General features: G+C 62.4%; 17 protein-coding genes and 1 pseudogene. 16 read left to right on the plus strand and 2 right to left on the minus strand.

Annotated elements, in window-relative coordinates:
- The first annotated feature begins 147 nt into the window (after positions 1-147).
- Genes ONR75_RS03585 through ONR75_RS03595 form a run of 3 tightly spaced genes read left to right on the plus strand, consistent with a single transcriptional unit; the run spans position 148 to position 3,365 of the window.
- Positions 148-1,575 carry an ABC transporter substrate-binding protein gene (locus tag ONR75_RS03585; RefSeq protein ID WP_265081414.1) on the plus strand — a complete coding sequence of 476 codons (1,428 nt, stop codon included), beginning with the start codon at positions 148-150 and terminating at the stop codon, positions 1,573-1,575.
- On the plus strand, positions 1,576-2,490 hold the full coding sequence (locus tag ONR75_RS03590) for an ABC transporter permease (protein ID WP_265081415.1): 915 nt from the start codon (positions 1,576-1,578) through the stop codon (positions 2,488-2,490).
- A complete protein-coding gene (locus ONR75_RS03595) occupies positions 2,475-3,365 on the plus strand; it encodes an ABC transporter ATP-binding protein (RefSeq protein ID WP_413776435.1) in 891 nt (296 codons plus the stop codon). Before ONR75_RS03590 ends, ONR75_RS03595 begins: the two co-directional genes overlap by 16 nt.
- Before the next feature lie 816 nt (positions 3,366-4,181).
- Here the strand turns inward: ONR75_RS03595 and ONR75_RS03600 are convergent.
- Positions 4,182-5,005: pseudogene (locus tag ONR75_RS03600) on the minus strand (alpha/beta fold hydrolase).
- 476 nt (positions 5,006-5,481) lie between these two features.
- Here ONR75_RS03600 and ONR75_RS03605 point away from each other — a divergent pair.
- Positions 5,482-6,399 (plus strand): helix-turn-helix domain-containing protein, encoded by a 918-nt coding sequence (locus tag ONR75_RS03605; RefSeq protein WP_265081417.1) that lies wholly within the window; start codon positions 5,482-5,484, stop codon positions 6,397-6,399.
- Between the two features lie 17 nt (positions 6,400-6,416).
- Here the strand turns inward: ONR75_RS03605 and ONR75_RS03610 are convergent, their stop codons facing one another.
- The gene (locus ONR75_RS03610; protein ID WP_265081418.1) at positions 6,417-6,803 is read right to left on the minus strand and encodes an AAA family ATPase; all 387 of its coding nucleotides are present in this window, start codon (positions 6,801-6,803) and stop codon (positions 6,417-6,419) included.
- 96 nt (positions 6,804-6,899) lie between these two features.
- On the opposite strand from ONR75_RS03610, the gene ONR75_RS03615 reads away from it, so the two are divergent.
- From ONR75_RS03615 to ONR75_RS03670, 12 genes are all read left to right on the plus strand, one after another.
- Positions 6,900-8,078, plus strand: a complete 1,179-nt coding sequence (locus ONR75_RS03615; RefSeq protein WP_265081419.1) for a histidine kinase dimerization/phosphoacceptor domain -containing protein — start codon at positions 6,900-6,902, stop codon at positions 8,076-8,078.
- Positions 8,075-9,661, plus strand: coding sequence for an ATP-binding protein (locus ONR75_RS03620; protein WP_265081420.1), 1,587 nt, complete (start codon positions 8,075-8,077; stop codon positions 9,659-9,661). Before ONR75_RS03615 ends, ONR75_RS03620 begins: the two co-directional genes overlap by 4 nt.
- Complete coding sequence (locus ONR75_RS03625; RefSeq protein WP_265081421.1) at positions 9,585-10,226, plus strand: response regulator transcription factor; 642 nt, start codon at positions 9,585-9,587, stop codon at positions 10,224-10,226. The genes ONR75_RS03620 and ONR75_RS03625 overlap by 77 nt, the downstream gene beginning before the upstream one ends.
- Before the next feature lie 231 nt (positions 10,227-10,457).
- Positions 10,458-11,105: a hydrolase gene (locus tag ONR75_RS03630; RefSeq protein ID WP_265081422.1), complete on the plus strand. Its 648-nt coding sequence runs from the start codon at positions 10,458-10,460 to the stop codon at positions 11,103-11,105.
- A gap of 22 nt (positions 11,106-11,127) precedes the next feature.
- Positions 11,128-11,409, plus strand: a complete 282-nt coding sequence (locus tag ONR75_RS03635; protein WP_265081423.1) for a XapX domain-containing protein — start codon at positions 11,128-11,130, stop codon at positions 11,407-11,409.
- Between the two features lie 47 nt (positions 11,410-11,456).
- Complete coding sequence (locus ONR75_RS03640; protein ID WP_265081424.1) at positions 11,457-13,343, plus strand: amidohydrolase; 1,887 nt, start codon at positions 11,457-11,459, stop codon at positions 13,341-13,343.
- A complete protein-coding gene (locus ONR75_RS03645; RefSeq protein ID WP_265083525.1) occupies positions 13,340-13,771 on the plus strand; it encodes a DoxX family protein in 432 nt (143 codons plus the stop codon). Before ONR75_RS03640 ends, ONR75_RS03645 begins: the two co-directional genes overlap by 4 nt.
- Complete coding sequence (locus ONR75_RS03650; protein WP_265081425.1) at positions 13,768-15,414, plus strand: MFS transporter; 1,647 nt, start codon at positions 13,768-13,770, stop codon at positions 15,412-15,414. The genes ONR75_RS03645 and ONR75_RS03650 overlap by 4 nt, the downstream gene beginning before the upstream one ends.
- Positions 15,415-16,067: 653 nt before the next feature.
- Positions 16,068-17,225 carry a transporter substrate-binding domain-containing protein gene (locus ONR75_RS03655; protein WP_265081426.1) on the plus strand — a complete coding sequence of 386 codons (1,158 nt, stop codon included), beginning with the start codon at positions 16,068-16,070 and terminating at the stop codon, positions 17,223-17,225.
- Complete coding sequence (locus ONR75_RS03660; RefSeq protein WP_265081427.1) at positions 17,222-17,887, plus strand: ANTAR domain-containing response regulator; 666 nt, start codon at positions 17,222-17,224, stop codon at positions 17,885-17,887. Before ONR75_RS03655 ends, ONR75_RS03660 begins: the two co-directional genes overlap by 4 nt.
- A gap of 9 nt (positions 17,888-17,896) precedes the next feature.
- Positions 17,897-19,135 (plus strand): urea ABC transporter substrate-binding protein, encoded by a 1,239-nt coding sequence (locus ONR75_RS03665; protein WP_265081428.1) that lies wholly within the window; start codon positions 17,897-17,899, stop codon positions 19,133-19,135.
- A gap of 103 nt (positions 19,136-19,238) precedes the next feature.
- Positions 19,239-20,111, plus strand: a complete 873-nt coding sequence (locus ONR75_RS03670; RefSeq protein WP_265081429.1) for an ABC transporter permease subunit — start codon at positions 19,239-19,241, stop codon at positions 20,109-20,111.
- The last annotated feature ends 15 nt before the right edge of the window (positions 20,112-20,126 follow it).

Below are 20,126 nucleotides of genomic sequence, written 5' to 3' on the forward strand. Positions count from 1 at the left end.
TCCGGATGCTCAAGGACTAAGCATTAGGTCCTTTTACGGCAACTAATCGACCGCTTCCACACGAGGAGGTTTGCTCGGTGGCCGGGATCGACAAAGGATGTCGAAGTCGGGGTTAGACACCCAAGCGCATCACCACCGGGGGCTCCAATGGTTGGCAATCTGAAGTTTCGCGCACTATCCACAGTGGCGCTGACCGCGATCGGGTTGCTGCTCGCCGGAAGGGCAGATGCGCAGACCACGGTGACGATCGGTATCGGTACCCAGGACACCACCACCAACACCGCGACCACCGGCGTGATCATTCGTCAGCTCAAGCTGATGGATAAGTACATGCCGAAGGATGGCAAATACGCCTCCATCAAATTCGAATACGAGTGGCAAAACTTCACGTCCGGGCCGCCAGTCACCAATGGCATGATGGCTAACAAGCTGCAGTTCGGCGCGATGGGCGATTATCCGCTGGTCGTCAACGGCTTCACCTTTGAGAGCAATCCGGACAGCAAGAGCAGGTTGATCGCGGTGGCCGCGTACAGCCTGGACGGTTCCGGCAACGGCCTCGTCGTGCATAAGGACTCGCCCTACTATGAGCTGTCCGATCTCAAGGGCAAGCTGGTGAGCGTCCCCTTCGGCTCCGCCGCCCACGGCATGGTGCTGAAGGCGATGCAGGACAAAGGCTGGCCGGCCGATTACTTCCAGCTGGTGAGCCAGAGTCCCGAGGTCGGCTCGACCAACCTGCAGGAAAAGAAGATCGACGGTCACGCCGACTTCGTGCCGTTTGCCGAATTGCTGCCGTTTCGCGGCTTTGCGCGAAAGATCTTCGATGGTGTCGAGACCAATTTGCCGACCTGGCACGGCGTGGTGGTGCGCACCGATTTTGCGGAAAAGTATCCGGAAGTGGTGGTGGCCTACTTGAAGGCGGTCATTGCCGCCAACGCCTGGCTGCGCGCCGATCCGAAGCTGGCCGCCGAGAAGATCCAGGAATGGACCGGCATCAACAAGGAAGTCGTCTACATCTTTCTTGGTCCCGGCGGTAATATGACGACCGATCCCACGATCAAGCCGGCGCTGATCGATGCCGCGGCAGTCGATCTCAAGGTGCTGCAGTCGCAGGGCCGCGTGAAGGAGTTCGATCCGAAGAAGTGGGTCGACGACAGCTACCTGCGCAAGGCCTTTGCCGAGCTCAACATTGATTATGAGGCGCAGCTCAAGAGCGCGCAGAATTACGAGATCAAGGGTGACGACGCGTTCTGCAAGAAGCCGATCAGCAATCCCCGCACGGCCGGGGAGGTCTGGGTGGATGGCGGGGCGATCGAGCCCTTCAGCAGTGCCGCCTGCACCCTTGGAGCCTATGCGGATCTCAAGGCCAAGGGCCGCAAAGTCAATGTTGCCTACGTGTTCGATACAGCGCGGGGCATCAAGCTGTTCGCCGACCAGGCCTACTTTGCCGTCGGTACCGAGAAGGGCGAGATCGCCCCGTTCTTGCTGAAGAAGGATGCCGAGGCCTACGCCACCAAGATAAAGGGCAAGGTGCTCAACTTCGACGAGGCTCTCAAATCAGCCGTCAGTGGAGGTTAGATGGTGCGCACCGCCCTCCGACAGCGCGAGCAGGCAGCCATATATCCAGATCTCGCCACGGCGGCTGCGCGCCGGGAGGCAGCACACGTCCGTCCAGCTGAAGCTGCGCCGGCGCCTGTCCCCTATCTCACGCGTTGGTACCGGGTTAACCGCGGAGGACTGCGCGCCGTGTCAATCGGTGCGGTGTCGCTGCTGCTGTTCCTGCTGGCGTGGCACCTGCTCACCACCCATCGGGTCGTATTCTTCGTGCGTTTTACCAACGTGCCATCCCCCGCAGCGGTGTATGAGAGCATGACCCGCGCAGCGCATGACAGCAAATTCCTGATGCACGTGCTGCTGAGCTGCCGTCGCATTCTGTTCGGCTTTGTTCTGGCCGCTCTCGTTGCCGTCCCGCTCGGACTGATCATGGGCCGGTTTAAGCTCGTTCATGAGGTGCTGTTTCCGATCACTGAAATCCTGCGCCCGATTCCGGCAATCGCCTGGGTGCCGATGGCGATCATGCTGTGGCCGAGCAACGAGCAAAGCATCGTCTTCATCACATTTCTCGGCGCTTTCTTTCCGATTCTTGTCAACAGCCTGCACGGCATGACGCTGGTCGATCCAGTGCTGGTACGAGCATCACAATGCCTCGGTGCCCGCGAACTCGCGATCTTTCGTGAGGTCTACTTCCCCGCCTCATTGCCGCACATTTTCACCGGCCTGACCGTCGGAATGGGTGTTGCCTGGGTGTCACTGATCGCCGCAGAGATGATCTCCGGACAGTTCGGCATCGGTTACTTTACGTGGGAAGCATATTCACTGGTGCAGTACGCCGACATTGCGTTGGGAATGATCTGTATCGGCATCCTCGGCCTCGGATCGAGTGCGTTGATCCGTGGCCTCGGCCGCCTCTTGATGCCATGGAGCCGAACATGAGTAACGTGAGCGCTGCCCCCGTTCCAAGCAGAGGGTTCGTCGACGTCCGCAATTTCAGGCTCAGCTATCCCACGCTGGACGGGCCCGTCGAGGCGGTCTCCGGCGCGTCCATCCATGTCGATCCCGGTGAGTTCGTGTCGATCGTGGGACCGTCCGGCTGTGGCAAGTCCACATTGCTCAACGCGGTTGCCGGGTTCCTCAAGCCGACCGGCGGCGATGTGACCTTGGACGGCAAGGATATCGATGGCCCCGGCGCCGATCGGGGCATGGTGTTTCAGCAATACTCGCTGTTCCCCTGGAAGACCGTAAAAGGCAACGTCGAGTTCGGCTTGAAGATGAAGCACCTCGACAAGTCCAGCCGCGATCGCGCGGCGCGAACGCTGCTCGGCCTCGCCGGCCTGACGGCGTTCGAGAACAAGTATCCCGACAGCCTGTCCGGCGGCATGAAGCAGCGCGTCGGCATCGTCCGTGCGCTCGCCACGGGCCCCAAAGTGCTGCTGCTCGACGAGCCTTTCGGCGCTCTCGATGCGCAGACCAGGGTTATCATGCAGCAGATCCTCACCAATATGTGGCAGCGTCTCAAGATATCCGTTTTGTTTGTCACTCATGATATCGACGAGGCGATCTTCCTGTCGGATCGCGTTTATTGCATGACGGCGCGTCCGGGCACGATCAAGGCCGAGATCAAGATTCCGCTCGAGCGACCGCGGCAGCAGTCGATGATGATGTCGCCGGAATTCCTCGCTCTGCGCGGTGAACTGATGTCATTGATAAGCGAGGAAAGCATCAAGGCGATGGGCGGCGAACTCAATGATCTGGCGCTCGACGGATTGAGCGTCGACCTTCATGGTCAATCACTGGCTGACGTCGTTTGATAAAGGTTTTGTAGCCAGCCGGCAGGGCGGGGTCACCATCATCGTGATGCCGGAGGTCGACGAGCCGAGTGGCGAGCTACTTTGATCTTGGCTCGCGATGAGGCTTTGCTTCGATGGTTTGACGAGGGGCGATGCGACTTACTCAGGCACAAAATATTGTGACTGAGAGACGCCTGCGAGATCTTGCTGAAGCTTTCGTGGGTCTGCAGCGGATTAGATCTTGCGATTCTCCGAGCTGTCCGGCAGGAGGCGTCAGCCTAGGGCCAGCTCTCGCTCGCATTTGGGTGCGAGGGGCTGTGGGACGAGGGGGCAGGAATCACTCCTAGGCAACCGGAGGGTTTGAGTAGCGATAGGTTGAGGGCCTTTCGCACACGGCCAATACCGGACCTTGTCGGATGGATCTGAACCGTACCTCCGTCGGGGAGGCCGGATCTTCTCGCTCAGTTCGCGAAGTGGCGGTGGACGCTGGTCGACCGCTGGCACCCCGATTTACGCGGAGAAGGTTCGACCCCAGCTCCTCTCCCTCCGCCAGCCGCAAAGTAGTGGATAAAATCCCATCGAAATCAGCGGCTTCTGCAAGCCCCTGTTTCCTGTGTGCGGCATTCTGATTTAGCAGAAAAGCGAAATTTCGAGAGCAAGAAGCCCAATCCGTGGCGGACGGCGCCAGACTGACAGCGCTGAAGCGCGGGCTCTTCCCAGTTTCAGGGCGTTCTCACGAATCGTGAGCGGCCCGCGGCGCGTGAGGGATTATGTCATCCGCGCTATTTGCTTCGAGCCGATCGGCGTGAGGTGCCGATCGGCTCGATCATTGGTCTTCTAGGCTTTAATGAAAGCCAGCAGGTCGGCATTGATCACGTCGGCATTGGTGGTCGGCATGCCATGGGGAAGCCCTGGTAGACTTTCAGCGTGCCGTGCTTGAGCAGCTTGACGGCGAGCGGCCCGGCGGCGGCGAACGGCACGATCTGGTCGTCTTCGCTGTGCATGACGAGAACCGGCACGTCGATCTTCTTCAGATCCTCGGTCTGGTCGGTTTCCGAGAACACCTTGATGCAATCGTAATGCGCCTTGGCGCCGCCCATCATGCCCTGACGCCACCAGTTGGTGATCGAGCCCTGCGATATCTTGGCACCTGGACGATTGAAGCCGTAGAACGGACCTGACGCGACGTCCAGGTAGAACTGAGCGCGGTTGGCAACAAGCGCCGAGCGAAAGCCATCGAAGACCTCGATCGGCAGGCCGTCGGGATTTTTATCGGACTTCAACATTACCGGCGTGATGGCGCTGATGAGCGCTGCCTTCGCCACGCGCCCCTTGCCATGTTGAGCCACATAGCGCGCGACCTCGCCGCCGCCTGTCGAATGCCCGACATGAATAGCATCGCGGAGTCCGAGCGCCGTGACCAGTTCGGCGACATCGGCCGCGTAAGTGTCCATGTCGTTGCCGGTGGACGTCTGGGTGGAACGGCCGTGTCCGCGACGGTCATGGGCTATGACGCGATATCCCTTGGCCAGGAAGAACATCATCTGGGCATCCCAGTCGTCGGCGCTCAGCGGCCAGCCGTGGTGGAAGACGATGGGCTGGCCCGTGCCCCAATCCTTGTAGAAAATTTCCGTGCCGTCCTTGGTGGTGATCGTGCTCATGGGGTGGATCGCTTTGCGGTTTCGAGGGAGGGATGAAGATGACAATCGATCGCCCGCCGCCGGGGCGGCGGCGGGCAGCGCGGTGGCGACGCCGAGGGCGGATGCCCCGATCAGCAGTGCGCGGCGAGATGTGTTCCAGGTGGGCGCTGAGGTCATGAGAGTGGGCGTCCTGGATGGTGATGCCGGTGCTCGCCGGGGCGGCGATGGCCACGCCGGCCTGTGCTCAGAGCTATGGCTGTCGCGGGCCGCGGTCTTGAATAAAAGTTCGGTGCAGCTGTCGCCGACGCGAAGCCCGCTGTTGCCGTTGCCGGCCATGCGATCGTCGCCCGAAGCGACGAACTAGACCTAAGGCTAGGTGCGGTCCACCAATGGCCAGTTGTTCTCGCCTCCTGCGTTTCGCATCTTGGCGGCGTCAGGCAGCGCCTGTCCGCTCGCATTTTAATGATGCGCGGCGCCTACCAAAAGGGGCGCACAGTATGCTTAGCGAGAGTGGTCACCTGGCGCGTGGTCCGGTCAAACCGGAGATCGACATCTTCGGCTGTCCGATGAAGAAGCTGGGCAAGAGCCAGGAACTTTCCGGCACCGGCATCAAGTTTTTCCGCAAGAGCAGCGATGATCGCAATCTCGGGCAGATCGCGACCGACGGCGACAATCGCGGTTTCCTCGTCGGCGTGTCGCAGACGCGCGGCCATCGGCGGCGCCTGTTCCACGCCAATCGGACCACGTCCCACGACTTTGCAGAACATTCGGTCTACGTCCGCAATCTGGCGGACCCATACCGCGCCGATCTGCAGGGCGCGTTTGACTTCCTGCTGATGGAATTGTCGCGCAGTTTCTTGCTGGAATTGTCGGACGAACATGGCTGGCACAATCGGGGCGAACTGTGCCCGGTGTTCGAGCGCAACGATCCGATCCTGACAAACCTGTTACGCGCCGCGCAGCCGGCCATGGAGAAGAGCGGCAACCCCAACCCGCTGTTCGTCGACCAGCTTGGGATCGCGGTCGGCGTCTATCTGTTCGAGTGCTACGGCGGCGTCGCGCATCCCGCGGACGGTCGCCGCACGCTGTTGTCCAAAAAGCAGATGGCGCTTGCCGGCGAACTTCTACGCGCCCATCCCGGCGGCAACATGTCCATCGCCGAGCTTGCCGAAGCGTGCGGGCTTTCGCGTGGCTATTTCATCCATGCGTTCAAGAGCACGACGGGCGTCACGCCGCATCAGTGGGCGCTGTCGCGGCGGATCGAGCAGGCGCGGGAATTGCTCTGCAGCTCCGAAAGGTCCTTGGCCGAGATCGCCCTGATCTGCGGATTTGCCGATCAAAGCCATTTCACACGGGTGTTCTCGCGAATGGTCGGCGCCTCGCCAGGTCAGTGGCGGAGAACAACGCGCAACTAAGCGGGGTCAGTCGCCGCTCAGCGTGAAGCGAATCGCGTTTCGGTGGCTGAATCGATGACCAAATTGCCGTGCAGTTGATCAGCGAGATCTTCCACAAGCTGAAGACCGGGCGATTCGGTCGAGACCCCGCCGTTGGAGCCGACTGCGCCGGCGAGGCCGGGCCGCCAGCGCGCCACGGCCGCTTCGCCCTGGTCCAGGATATCCGACAAGAAGCGGCCGAGCGCTGCGGCGAGCGTGGCATTGGGAATGTCCGATGACGACTGGTCGCACTTGCCGGCGGCAAAAAGCCCGCCCGACACCGTCACCTGCCTGAGCAGTTCGCCGACGACGGCGGACTTCTGTACAAGACAGTGCAAATGGCAGAAGCCATGCGCGTTAACGCTGCTGCTTGCCGCCGGACCCAAGTCCGGCGACGTTGTAATGAACTGTTCTCATTGAGCTTTTCATAGAATAGATTGTGCAGGCAGCTCCAATGCCGATCCATGACCTGACAGCGCGACATGAAGCCTACCCAAGTGCCTGACATGTGGAACGATGGCGATCGCGTCGCGGCGCTGCTTCGGTATGAGATTCTCGACTCTGCATCCGACGCAGACTTCTCCGACTTCATTCAGATCGCCTCCGACATCTGCAACACGCCTATTGCCGCCATCAACCTGATCGACGGTCACCGGCATTGGACGCTCGCCGGTGTCGGCCATGGTGATCAGGAGCTTCCGCTTCAGCACTCGATCTGTGCGCACGCGATCCTTCAGTCCGATATGTTCGAAGTTCCCGATCTTTCGGCAGATCGCCGATTTCAAGACAATCCGCTGGTACAGCGCAGTCCCAAGCTGCGCTTTTACGCGAGCGCTCCGCTGGAAACGCCGGATGGCCTTCGTATCGGCACGGTATGCGTACTGGATCACACGCCACGGCCTGACGGCCTTTCGCCTCGCCAGCGCTTCACCTTGCAGGCGCTCGCCCGGCAGATCATGACGCAACTCGAACTGCGGCGCGCCGTACTCGACATTACGCAGGGGAACGCCGCGCGCGACCGGCTTCAGGCGTCACTGGACGAAAAGGAAGTGCTGCTCAAGGAGGTGCACCACCGCGTCAAGAACAATCTGCAGCTCATCAGTAGTCTCTTGAGCCTGCAGGCATCGCGCATTGCAGATCCCGCCACGGCGTCGCTGTTTGCCGACAGCCGCAACCGCGTTCGGTCAATGGCGATGGTGCATGAGAATCTTTACCGCGCCGGCAATTTCGCCGAGATTGCGATGCAGGGGCACATCGAGAGTCTGTGTGCGCAGCTTGACCGCGCTTACGGTCTCTCCCGGATCGGCATCGTGGCGGACAGCGACGACGCTGCGCTTGACCTCGATCGTGCGATACCATGCGGGCTCATCGTCAACGAACTTGTTTCCAATGCGCTGAAGCACGCTTTTCCTGCCGGACGCAGCGGCCAGATTACCATCAGCTTCCGACGTCAGCGTGACGGCACATGCAACCTCGCCGTGGCCGACAATGGCATCGGGCTGCCAGGCCATGTCGATGTCGGAGACACGACGTCGCTGGGATTGCAGCTGGTACGCGATCTTGTCGAACAGCTGGACGGCGTGCTGTTCGTCGAACGCAGCGAAGGGACTAGGTTCGTGCTGACCTTCAAAGACCACCGATATATCGGGGTGCCGGCATGATGACCCCCGCGCGGATCATGATCGTCGAGGATGACCGCATCGTCGCGCGCGATATCCGCGAGCAGTTGGCGCGGACCGGGCATTCGGTCTCCGGCATCACGTCGCGCGGCGAAGCGGCGGTGGAACTGGCGATCAGCACGCAGCCGGATCTGGTGCTGATGGATATCCGCCTCGAGGGCGAGGTCGATGGCATCGACGCCGCCAAGCAGATCCGCATCAGATGCCGCATCCCGGTGGTTTTTCTCACCGCCTATGCCGACGATGAAACGGTTCGGCGCGCCAGCCAGGCGGAGCCGTTTGGCTATCTTTTGAAGCCGTTCGAAGACCTGCAACTGCGCACAGTGATCGAAATGGCGCTGTACAAGCACAGTGCCGAACGCAAGCTGCGCGAAAGCGAGCGTCGCTATGAGGCGACATTGTCGAGCATCGGTGACGGCGTTATCGCAACCGATGATCGCGGTCGCGTCACCTTCATCAACCCCGCTGCCGAGGCGATGACCGGTTGGGCCAGTGACGATGCCATCGGTATGTCGCTGGCATCGATCTATCGGGTCATGGACGCCAACAGGCGTCCGATGCAGCAGACGTCGATGGCGCGCGCATTGGTCTCGTCCGTGTCCTGCAAGTCTGCCGACCAGGTGATCCTGATCTCCCGCAACGGGCAGGAATTTCCGATCGACGAGAAGTGCGCACCGATCATCGGCGACGCCGGTGTTGTCAGCGGCGCGGTGCTCGTGTTTTCCGACACGTCGGATCGCCGCAAGGCGGCGAACACCCTGCAGGCCGTTCAGGCCAATCTGGCGCGCATGTCGCGAGTCACGACCATGGGACAGCTGACGGCGTCCATCGCCCACGAGGTCAACCAGCCTTTGATGGCGGTGGTCATGAATGCCGAAGCCTGCCTGAAATGGATGGACGGCGCCCATAAGGATCTCGACGAAGCCAGAGCGGCGGCGTTGCGCGCGATATCCGAAGGCCACCGTGCCGCCAAGATCATCGAGCGAATTCGCGCCATTGCGCGCAACACCCCGGTGGCGTTCGAGACCCTGGATCTCAACGAATTGATTGAGGGCATCCTCGCGGTGGTGCGGCTGGAGTTTCGCCACCAGGATATTGCCGTCGAGATCGACCTGCAGCCGACGCCATTGCCGGTAGTCGGCGATCGCATCCAGTTGCAGCAGGTGATGCTGAACCTGCTGTCCAATGCCGCCGATGCGATCAACGCTTCCGACGGCCGGGATCGGCGCGCCATCGTGAAATCCGGGCGCGAACCGTCGGGCGAGGTCCGGGTCACCGTCGAGGACTCCGGCATCGGCATAGCGCCGGAAGTCGCCAGCCAGATCTTCGACCCGTTCTTCACCACCAAGCAGTCGGGCATTGGCATGGGGTTGTCGATCTGTCGTGCCATTATCGAAGGCCATGGTGGAGAACTGCGGGTGACCCCCGGGTGCCGCAGGGCACACGGTGCCTGTTTTCGTTGCCGGCGTTGCAGGCGTAGGGGGGCGCGTGACCGAGAATTCCAGACCATCCGCCGCTATCGTTGCGGTCATCGACGACGACCAGGGCGTCCGCGACGCGCTTGATGGGATGCTACGCTCGGTGGGGTTGCAGGTGGTGTCGTTCGCATCGACGCAGGACTATCTCGACGAGGAGACGCTCGACGGCTATGGCTGCATTATTCTTGACGTGCGGCTGCCGGGGCGCAGCGGGCTCGATTTCCAGGATGACCTCGCCAAGCTGAACGTCGCTACGCCGGTTATCATCATCAGCGGCCATGCCGATGTGCCTATGTCGGTGCGCGCCATGAAGGCTGGCGCGGTCGAGTTCCTGACCAAGCCCGTGCGCGCCCAGGACCTGCTCGACGCTGTCGACGCCGCGCTGGCGCAGGATCGTGCCGCGCGCCTGCAGGCCCGGCGCGCCGCCAGTCTCAATCGTGATTTCGAGACGCTCACGAGCAGGGAGCGCGAGGTGTTCAAGCACGTCGCATGCGGCCTGATGAACAAGCAGATCGCCGCCGTGCTCGGCTTGAGCGAAGCGACAGTGAAGCTGCATCGCGGCTCGGTGATGCGCAAGATGCGCGCCGGCTCCATCGCCGACCTGGTGCGCATGGCCGACCGGCTCGGCTTCGACAAGGTGATGGACGACTAGACCTAGGACTAGCCGCGCTCAACCCATCGCCAGCACGTTCGCGTGGCGGAACCTGACTTACAGACAAGACCACTAGCCCGACATCGGTTCAGTTCCGCGCAGGCATCGTGCCTCAGGTCAGACGCACCTGGTCGCCTGCGCCACTCCGACTCGCAACCATCGATCAGTTGCTTGCGGTCATCGATTGACTTCCTGCGCGTGCCGTCGCGCCGCCTTCATGGAGACTTGCCAATGTCCTTTCAAGAAATGCTGACCCCGCAAAACAGCGCCATCGCGTTGATCGATTATCAGCCCGCGATGTTTCAGGGCGTGCAGTCACACGATCGTCTTGTGACCGTCAACAACGTGCAGATTCTGGCCAAGGCTGCCAAGCTCTTCAAGATTCCGACCGTGCTGACCACCGTTGCGCGCGATTCGTTTTCCGGTCCGTTCATGCCGGAAGTGACGTCGCTGTTTCCGGACCATGATGTCATCGACCGCACCTCGATGAATTCCTGGCTCGATCCCAACTTCCGCAAGGCCGTCGCCGCCACCGGCCGCAAGAAATTCGTGATTGCCGGTCTGTGGACCGAAGCCTGCGTGATCTTCCCGACGCTCGACATGTTGCGCGAAGGCTATGAGATCTACATCGCAGCCGATGCCTGCGGCGATCTTTCGCCGGAAGCCCATGAACGGGCGATGCAGCGCGCCATCCAGGCCGGCGCTGTGCCGATCACCTCATCACAATATGCCTATGAGCTGCAGCAGGACTGGGCGCGCAGCGAAACCTATGAAGGCATGATGGACATCCAGCGCGCGCATTCGCCCTACGGCATCCAGATTCGCTTCTCGAAGTGGGCGCTCGGCGAGCACGCCTCCGAAGGCGGTCCGGCCAAATAACCATCGCAAGTGAGGACATGACATGAGAGCGCACCTGATCTCCGTCGGTGCCGGCCTGCTGGTCGGCGTCATTTACAGCCTGATCAACGTGCGCTCTCCGGCGCCGCCGGTGGTGGCGCTGGTCGGTCTGCTCGGCATTCTCGTTGGCGAGCAGATCCCACCACTGGTGCGTACGCTGTGGCAGAAGGAGCCGGCGGTGCAGTCGTGGCTCCATCAGGTCAAGCCGCACATGTTCGGGCATCTGCCGAAGGGCCGCGGCTCCGACACTGCGGCCGGCCCCGCGCGGCCGCCGGTCGAGGGCTGACGCCACCCATCTCATACCGACGGTTCGAGCATCGTTCAGGAGCAGATATGACTGATTTACAGCATCCCGACCTCATCCTTCACCGCGGCCTGTTCACAACGCTGGACCGCTCCAATCCCGTGGCCAGCGCAGTGGCCATCAAGGATGGGCGCTTCACAGTGGTCGGCCACGATAACGAGATCGTGCCGCTCGCCGGACCGGATACGACGATGATCGATCTCAAGGGCCGGCGCGTGCTGCCGGGGCTGATCGATAATCACCTGCACATCATTCGCGGCGGGCTCAATTTCAACATGGAGTTGCGCTGGGACGGCGTGCGCAGCCTGTCGGATGCTATGAGCATGCTGAAGCGGCAGGTCGCGGTGACGCCGCCGCCGCAGTGGGTCCGCGTCGTCGGCGGCTTCACCGAGCACCAGTTCGTCGAGAAGCGGCTGCCGACCATCGAGGAGTTGAATGCGGCGGCGCCGGATACGCCGGTGTTTCTGCTGCATCTCTATGACCGCGCTTTGCTGAACGGGGCTGCGCTGCGGGCGGTCGGCTACACGCGCGACACGCCGGCGCCTCCCGGCGGCGAGATCGTGCGCGACGCCAACGGCAATCCATCGGGCCTGTTGCTGGCCAAGCCGAATGCCGCGATCCTCTATGCGACGCTGGCCAAGGGCCCAAAACTGCCGTTCGACTATCAGGTCAATTCGACGCGGCATTTCATGCGTGAACTCAATCGCCTCGGTGTCACCGGCGCGATCGATGCCGGTGGCGGCTTCCAGACCTATCCGGAAGATTACGCGGTGATCCAGAAGCTGCACGACGAGAACCAACTCACCATTCGCCTCGCCTACAACCTGTTCACCCAGAAGCCGAAGGGCGAGAAGGATGACTTCCTGAACTGGACCAAGACGTCCAAGTACAAGCAGGGCGATGATTATTTCCGTCACAACGGCGCCGGCGAGATGCTGGTGTTCTCCGCCGCCGATTTCGAGGATTTTCGCCAGCCGCGCCCGGATATGGAGCCGGAGATGGAAGGCGAGCTGGAAGGCGTGGTGCGCATTCTCGCGGAGAATCGCTGGCCGTGGCGGCTGCACGCCACCTATGACGAAACCATCAGCCGCGCATTGGACGTGTTTGAGCGCGTCAACCAGGACATTCCGCTGCAAGGGTTGAACTGGTTCTTCGATCACGCCGAGACGATCTCGGACCAGTCCATCGACCGCATCGCGGCGCTCGGCGGCGGCATCGCCGTGCAGCACCGGATGGCCTATCAGGGCGAATACTTCGTCGAGCGCTATGGTCACGGCGCTGCCGAGGCGACTCCGCCGGTCAGGAAGATGCTGGACAAGGGCGTCAAGGTCTCCGCCGGCACCGATGCGACCCGCGTGGCGTCGTACAATCCCTGGGTCTCGCTGTCCTGGCTGGTCACCGGCCGCACCGTCGGCGGGATGCAGCTCTATCCGCAGCGCAATTGTCTGGACCGCGAGACGGCACTCCGGATGTGGACCGAGAACGTCACGTGGTTTTCCAACGAGGAAGGCAAGAAAGGCCGCATCCAGGCCGGGCAGCTTGCGGATGTCGTGGTGCCGGATCGCGATTTCTTCGCCTGTCCGGAGAACGAAATCGCCGACATCAGTTCGGTGCTGACCATCGTCGGCGGTCGCGTGGTGTATGGCGTCGGTGATTTTAAACGCTTCGACGACCATGCGCCGCCGCCGGCCATGCCGGATTGGTCGCCGGTGCGCACCTTCGGCGGCTACGGCGCCTGGGCGGAGCCCGCGGCCAATAGCCAGACGGTCGCGCGCAAGATGGCGATGAGCTGCGGCTGCGCCAATTCCTGCACCGTGCATGGCCACGACCATGCCACGGCATGGTCGAGCAAGCTGCCCATCAGCGATCTCAAGGGCTTCTGGGGCGCGCTCGGCTGCGCTTGTTGGGCGGTATGAGCATCGCCGCACTTCTTCGCCCTGTGGTAGGCGCACCGCTGGTGCGCTGGCTGGCTTTGCTCGCTCTGTGTGCCGCCTATCTGCAGGGCGGCCTGGTGAAGGCGTTCGACTTTCCCGGCGCGATCGTCGAGATGAACCATTTCGGACTATCGCCGGCTGCGCCTCTGGCGATCATCGTCATCGCTTTCGAGATCGGTGCCTCGCTCATGATCCTCAGCGGCTTCTACCGATGGCTGGGGGCGCTTTCGCTAGCGGGCTTCACGCTGCTAGCGACCTTGCTGGCCAACCGCTTCTGGGAGATGGCTCCGCCGGAGCGCTTCATGGCGATGAACGGCTTCTTTGAACATATCGGCCTGTGCGGCGGATTTCTGCTGATCGCATGGCACGACCTGAACCAGATCACTTTGCACGCGGGGCGCCCATCATGAGTGAGCCCGTGAAGAACACCGACGGCGCGACGGTGGCCACCAGCGCCTTCGCGCCGTTTCGCCAGTCGGTGTTTGCGGTGATCTGGGCCGCGACCGTGATGGGCAACACCGGCAGCTTCATGCGCGATGTCGCCAGTTCATGGCTGGTCACGGATCTCTCGGCCGCGCCGGCCGCGGTGTCGCTGATCCAGGCCGCGGGCACGCTGCCGATCTTCCTGTTCGCGATTCCCGCTGGCGTGCTCGCCGATATCCTCGACCGCCGCAAATTCCTGATCGCCGTGCAAGTGCTGCTCGCCTCCGTTAGCGCGACCCTGATGGTTCTGTCCTGGAACGGCCTGCTGACGGTCAGTCTGCTCGTCGGCCTCACGTTCATCGGCGGCATCGGCGCGGCCCTGGTCGGCCCGACCTGGCAGGCGATCGTGCCCGAGCTGGTGCCGAAAAAGGATCTCAAGAGCGCGGTAGCGCTGAACTCGTTGGGCATCAACGTCGCCCGCTCGATCGGTCCGGCCGCAGGCGGCATGCTGCTCGCCGCGTTCGGTGCCGCGGTCACCTATAGCGCCGACGTCATCAGCTACGTCTTCGTCATTGCTGCGTTACTGTGGTGGCCGCGTCCGCCAGCCACTAATGACGTGCTGTCCGAAAAATTCTTCGGCGCTCTCCGTGCCGGCCTTCGCTATACGCGCTCGAGCCGTGAGCTGCACGTGGTGCTGTTCCGCGCCGCGATCTTCTTCGCGTTTTCCGGCGCCATCTGGGCGCTGCTGCCGCTTGTCGCCAGAAACCTGCTCGGGGGCGATGCCGGGTTCTACGGCGTGTTGCTGGGGGCTGTCGGCGCCGGCGCCATCGGGGGCGCGCTGATATTGCCGCGGCTGCGGGCGCGGCTCGACTCCGACCATCTCTTGCTGCTGGCGGCGATCGTCACCGCGCTGGTGATGGCGACGCTATCGCTCGCGCCACCAAAGTGGCTCGCAATTCCCGCGCTGCTGTTGCTTGGCGCCGCCTGGATCACCGCGCTGACGACGTTCAGTGGCGTCGCGCAGGCGGTGCTGCCCAACTGGGTGCGCGGCCGCGGGCTGGCGGTCTATCTAATGGTGTTCAACGGCGCGATGGCGGCGGGAAGCCTCGGCTGGGGCGCAGTGGCCGAAGCGCTCGGCGTACCCGGCGCACTGCTGGTCAGCGCCGCCGGACTGGTGGTGGTTGCGCTGCTTCTGAATCGCGTCAAGCTGCCGACTGGCGAGGCCGATCTGGCGCCATCCAACTACTGGCCGGAGCCGTTGACCTCGGAGGCGGTCGAGCATGACCGCGGTCCGGTGCTGATCCTGGTCGAATATCGGATCCCCCGCGGGAGCCGGCCTCCATTTTTCGAATGTCTGAAGCGGCTCTCCGAAGCGCGTCGCCGCGACGGCGCCTATGGCTGGGGCATCACCGAGGATGCCGCCGATCCCGAACGCATCGTCGAGTGGTTCATGGTGGAGTCCTGGGCGGAACATTTGCGCCAGCACCATCGGGTTTCCAATGCCGATGCCGACGTGCAGCGCGAGACCGCGCAGTTTCACACCGGTCAGCAAGGCCCCGTGGTCCGGCATTTTCTGACTCTGGACGTGCACAATCCCGGCCAAACGGCTGAACCGCTCCCCAACCATTGATCGACAGGATATTCCATGCGCCTGCTTCACCTCACCGCCGCTCTTTCCATCCTAGTGCTGACGGCGTAGCCGACGTTGTTGCGCGATGCGCCCTCGAAAGAGGATGCAGTCCGCGAGCAGTACGATACGGCCCATGTCTATGTCGCGCCGGACGACGTCGACAAATTCGTCGACAGCTTCCTTGCAACCTCGGATCATGCAGTGAGTATTTTCGCGGTGATAAGCTATCCACCAAGTAGGGATCGTGTCCATAGAACATGATCTTGTAGGCCGCCCGTCTGCACGGGCGTGCCTCCTCCCGGTGCGCAGTTTATATGCGCGGTGACGGCATTGATAATGAGGTTTGCGAGCGCGAACGAGCAATGATGCGGTGCAAGATGCGGCGCTCAACTATCACCTCCGCGTAAAACAAGTCTCGCGATTCACCGACTGCATGGATTTTATGCATGAAGGCCGTAAGAAGGGCAGCGGCCGCCACATCAATGCGCTTGACTGGCGATAAAATCTCGGTGACCGTATCGTCATGTATTGGGCAAATGCGCCCAGAGACAAGCGACATGCAACGATTTCCAACACCGCGCTTCTGAGCGTGTCTGGTTGGTGGCGATAACGCCCACGGCTTCACGGCCGCTGGGCGTTTTTTGGATTGAACGATGGCGCGGAAGACATATCGGATCGGCGTACTGCTCTCGACCACGGGCTCCTATAGCGCCGTGGCGCGCTCGATGCTCAATGGCGCTACGCTTGCGTTCGAGGAGATCGCTGCCGCCGGCGGGCCACTGCTGGAGCCGGTGATCGTCAATCCGGACGGCGATCTCGCGCGCTACCGCGCGCTCAGCCAGGAGTTGCTGTCGTCGGGCGTGCGCCATGTGGTCGGTTGCTACACCTCGTCGAGCCGCAAGGAAGTCATTCCGTGCTTCGAAAAATTCGACAGCCTGCTTTGGTATCCGTCGCACTATGAGGGCTTCGAGAGTTCGGATAACGTCATCTATACCGGCGCGGCGCCGAACCAGCATGTGCTGCCGCTGGTGGACTATCTCGTCGCACGCGTCGGCAAGACCGCGTTCTGCATCGGGTCGAATTATATCTGGGCCTGGGAAAACACCCGGATCTTCCGCGAGGCGCTGATCGCGCGGGGCGGCGCCGTGACCGCGGAGCGCTATCTGCCGATCGGCGATACCGATGTCGATCGCTTGGTCGAGGTGATCATCGAGCAACGGCCGGATTTCGTCTTCAACAATCTGATCGGCACCAGCGCCTATGCCTTCTTCCGCACGCTGCGCCGCGCCTGTCGTGCCCGCGGAATCGATCAGGCTGCCACGATCCCGGTGGCCTCCTGTACTTTGTCGGAACCTGAGCTTGCCGAGATCGGCGAGGACGCGGTCGATGGCCACCTGTCTTCCAGCGTGTACTTCTCCTCGCTGGGCGGCGCAGCGAATTCCGCATTCCGCCGCGACTATGCCGCAGCGTTCCCGCAAGGTCCGGCCTCGTCGGCGGATGCCGAGGCCTCCTACAACGCGGTCAAGCTGCTGGCAGCGGCGCTGCAGCAGTCGGGTACCGATGAGGCTCGCGCAGTCCGCGCCGCGGTGGCCAATCAACGGCTGGCTGCGCCGCAGGGAGAGGTCCGGATCGATCCGCAGACCTATCATGCATGGCTGACGCCGCGGATCGGTCGCTCGACCGCCGACGGACAGTTCGACGTGCTGCTCGAGGCGCAGCACCCGGTCGCTCCCGATCCCTATCTCGTCCAGACGTCGCCGCGGTTCGCAACGGCAATGAGATCTCCGCTATTGAGGGTGGTGAAGTCATGAACTCGCAGCTTCTGCAGAATTTCAAGGGCGGCCGCGCGCTGGTGATCATGGAGCGCTCGGGCAGGGAATGCGCATTGGAAACCACGCTCGCCAAGCTCGGGGTGTCCTGTGACTATCCCGCGATGGTCCATGGCCGCGCGCAGATCGACTTTGCCGGCTTGAAGGCCGATCGCGACATCCTGTTTATCGATGGCGATCTCGGCGATGCCGTTGCGATCGAGATCAATCCGGAGTCGCGGCTGCCGCCGGTGCCGGTGATCGGTCTGGTCGGGGTCGAGGCGCCGAGCCGCCTGAAGGCGCTGGTCAATCTCGGCGCCACCTCGTTTCTTCGCAAGCCGGTGCATGGAGGTGCGGTCTACACCTCGCTGTTCATGGGCATCAACCAATTTCTCCTGCGCAGCGAGATGCACGAGCGCGTGCAGAGTCTCGAGGAACGCCGGCGTGGACGCCGCGCGGTGCTGCACGCTGTGGTTCAGCGAATGCGCGACACCGGCCTCGATGAGGACGGCGCCTATGCGCAGCTGCGGCGGGAGAGCATGGGTGCAAGGCAGAATGTGGAACTCTATTGCGAGAATCTGCTGAGCAGACGGGCCAAACCGCCCGACGACACCGACCGCATCGGCCCTTTGCCGCTGCAACGTGGAAATCAACGAGCCCTCTAGGAGATACACATGACCCGAACTGTATTCCGGGGACTGCATGCCGCAGTCCTCACGGGGACGCTTGTCCTCGCCTCATGCATGGCATTCGCGCAGACGCCGATCAAGCTCGGCGTGCTGGAAGACCAATCCGGCGATTTCGCGGTGGCAACGATCGGCAAGGTGCACGCGATCCAGCTCGCAGCCGAGGAGATCAACAAGGCCGGCGGCGTCATGGGCCGTCCGCTCGAACTGGTGATCTACGACACCCAGTCGGACAATACGCGCTACCAGGAATTCATGCGGCGCGTCCTGCAGCGCGACAAGGCCGACGTGGTATTTGCCGGCTTCTCCTCGGCTTCGCGCGAAGCCTATCGCCCGATCGTCGATCAGCTCAACGGCTTTGCCTTCTACAACAACCAGTATGAAGGCGGCGTCTGCGACGGACACATGATCGTCACCGGCGCGGTCCCGGAGCAGCAGTTCTCGACGCTGATCCCCTATATGATGAAGACCTATGGCAAGAAGGTCTACACGCTCGCAGCGGACTACAATTTCGGTCAGATTTCGGCCGAGTGGGTTCGCAAGATCGTCAAGGAAAACGGCGGCGAAATGGCCGGCGAAGAATTCATCCCGCTCGGCGTCTCGCAATTCTCGCAGAGCATCCAGAACATCCAGAAAGCCAAGCCTGACTTCGTGGTGACGCTGCTGGTCGGTACCGCCCAGGCCTCTTACTACGAGCAGGCAGCCTCCGCCAACGTCAACCTGCCGATGGCGTCGTCGGTCAATGTCGGCCAGGGCTACGAGCACAAGCGCTTCAAGGCGCCGAGCCTGAAGGACATGTACGTCACCACCAACTACATCGAGGAAATCGACTCGCCCAGCGCCAAGGCCTTCCTGGCGAAGTTCAAGGCCAAGTTCCCGAACGAGCCCTACGTGAACCAGGAAGCCGAGAACTCCTATCTCGCGGTCTATCTCTACAAGCAGATGGTGGAGCGGGCGAAGTCGACCAAGCGTGAAGAGATCCGCAAGGTGATCGCGCAGGGCGATGTCTGTATGGATGCGCCCGAAGGCAAGGTCTGCATCGACCCGAAGAGCCAGCACATGTCGCACACGATCTATCTGGCCAAGGTCGGCGCCGATCACTCGATCACGTTCCCGACTGTCTGGGAGGGCATCAAGCCCTATTGGCTGGGTGATGCCGGTTGCGACCTGACCAAGAAGGATCCGATGGCGCAGTACACGCCGTCGAATCCGCCGCCGAAGCCGTAACTGGGCGGGGCGCTCCGGAGGTCCCCCCCCCCTCCGGAGCGGCCCTCGACGACCACCGCAGCGCCGCTGCGGTCTTCTCCAACGACACGATGCTGGACCTGACATGGACATCACGACGCTGGCCTTTTCTGTACTGTTTCAATTTGGAGACGCCTTCGCGTTTCTGGTGCTGTCGGCCTGCGGGCTTGCGGTCATCTTCGGCATGATGGGCGTGATCAATCTCGCGCACGGCGAGTTCATCATGTGCGGTGCCTATGTCACGGCCTCCACGGTACATGCGGGGCTGCCGTTGCCGCTGGGGATCGTCGCCGGCGCGCTGGTTTCGGCGCTGGTCGGCATGCTGGTCGAATTCGTCGTGGTGCGCCATCTCTACGATCGTCCGCTCGACACCATCGTGGCGACCTGGGGCCTCAGTCTGATCGCGACGCAGGGCACGCTGATTGCGATCGGATCGACCATGGGCGGGGTGGGCACGCCGTTCGGCTCGTTTCAGGTTGGGGCCTACTCCTATTCGATCTACCGCATCGTGCTGTTCGCATCGGCGCTGGGCGTGCTGGGCGGGTTGTACGCTTTGTTCAATTGGACCTCGTTCGGCGTCAAGGCGCGTGCCACCATCCAGGTGCCGCACATGGCCAACGCGCTAGGCGTCGATACACGCTGGATTTACAGCCTGACCTTTGCCTGCGGCGCCGGCCTCGCGGGCCTCGCCGGCGGCCTCTACGCGCCGACCATGACGCTGGTGCCGACCATGGGGGCGACCTTCATCATGGAAGCCTTCGTCACCGTGGTCATCGGTGGCGCGGATGTATTCCTCGGCACGGCACCCGCGGCTGCAGTCCTCGCCGTAGTCAAGTCGGTGATGACTTCCTGGCAAGGGCAGTTGTTCGGCCAGATCGGCCTGCTGATTGCCGTCATCGTCGTCGTCCGCGTGCTGCCGAAGGGCATCTCCGGATTTCTGTTGCGCGAACGGACGTGAGGAAGACGACAGTGA

Origin of the sequence: Rhodopseudomonas sp. P2A-2r (assembly GCF_026015985.1) — a bacterium.
GTDB lineage: Bacteria > Pseudomonadota > Alphaproteobacteria > Rhizobiales > Xanthobacteraceae > Tardiphaga.

Bases quoted from the DNA above. Each gene is read 5' to 3' on its own strand.
- ONR75_RS03585 (WP_265081414.1), top strand. From the start codon at position 148: ATGGTTGGCAATCTGAAGTTTCGCGCACTATCCACAGTGGCGCTGACC.
- ONR75_RS03590 (WP_265081415.1), top strand. From the start codon at position 1,576: ATGGTGCGCACCGCCCTCCGACAGCGCGAGCAGGCAGCCATATATCCA.
- ONR75_RS03595 (WP_413776435.1), top strand. From the start codon at position 2,475: ATGGAGCCGAACATGAGTAACGTGAGCGCTGCCCCCGTTCCAAGCAGA.
- ONR75_RS03605 (WP_265081417.1), top strand. From the start codon at position 5,482: ATGCTTAGCGAGAGTGGTCACCTGGCGCGTGGTCCGGTCAAACCGGAG.
- ONR75_RS03615 (WP_265081419.1), top strand. From the start codon at position 6,900: ATGAAGCCTACCCAAGTGCCTGACATGTGGAACGATGGCGATCGCGTC.
- ONR75_RS03620 (WP_265081420.1), top strand. From the start codon at position 8,075: ATGATGACCCCCGCGCGGATCATGATCGTCGAGGATGACCGCATCGTC.
- ONR75_RS03630 (WP_265081422.1), top strand. From the start codon at position 10,458: ATGTCCTTTCAAGAAATGCTGACCCCGCAAAACAGCGCCATCGCGTTG.
- ONR75_RS03635 (WP_265081423.1), top strand. From the start codon at position 11,128: ATGAGAGCGCACCTGATCTCCGTCGGTGCCGGCCTGCTGGTCGGCGTC.
- ONR75_RS03640 (WP_265081424.1), top strand. From the start codon at position 11,457: ATGACTGATTTACAGCATCCCGACCTCATCCTTCACCGCGGCCTGTTC.
- ONR75_RS03645 (WP_265083525.1), top strand. From the start codon at position 13,340: ATGAGCATCGCCGCACTTCTTCGCCCTGTGGTAGGCGCACCGCTGGTG.
- ONR75_RS03650 (WP_265081425.1), top strand. From the start codon at position 13,768: ATGAGTGAGCCCGTGAAGAACACCGACGGCGCGACGGTGGCCACCAGC.
- ONR75_RS03655 (WP_265081426.1), top strand. From the start codon at position 16,068: ATGGCGCGGAAGACATATCGGATCGGCGTACTGCTCTCGACCACGGGC.
- ONR75_RS03660 (WP_265081427.1), top strand. From the start codon at position 17,222: ATGAACTCGCAGCTTCTGCAGAATTTCAAGGGCGGCCGCGCGCTGGTG.
- ONR75_RS03665 (WP_265081428.1), top strand. From the start codon at position 17,897: ATGACCCGAACTGTATTCCGGGGACTGCATGCCGCAGTCCTCACGGGG.
- ONR75_RS03670 (WP_265081429.1), top strand. From the start codon at position 19,239: ATGGACATCACGACGCTGGCCTTTTCTGTACTGTTTCAATTTGGAGAC.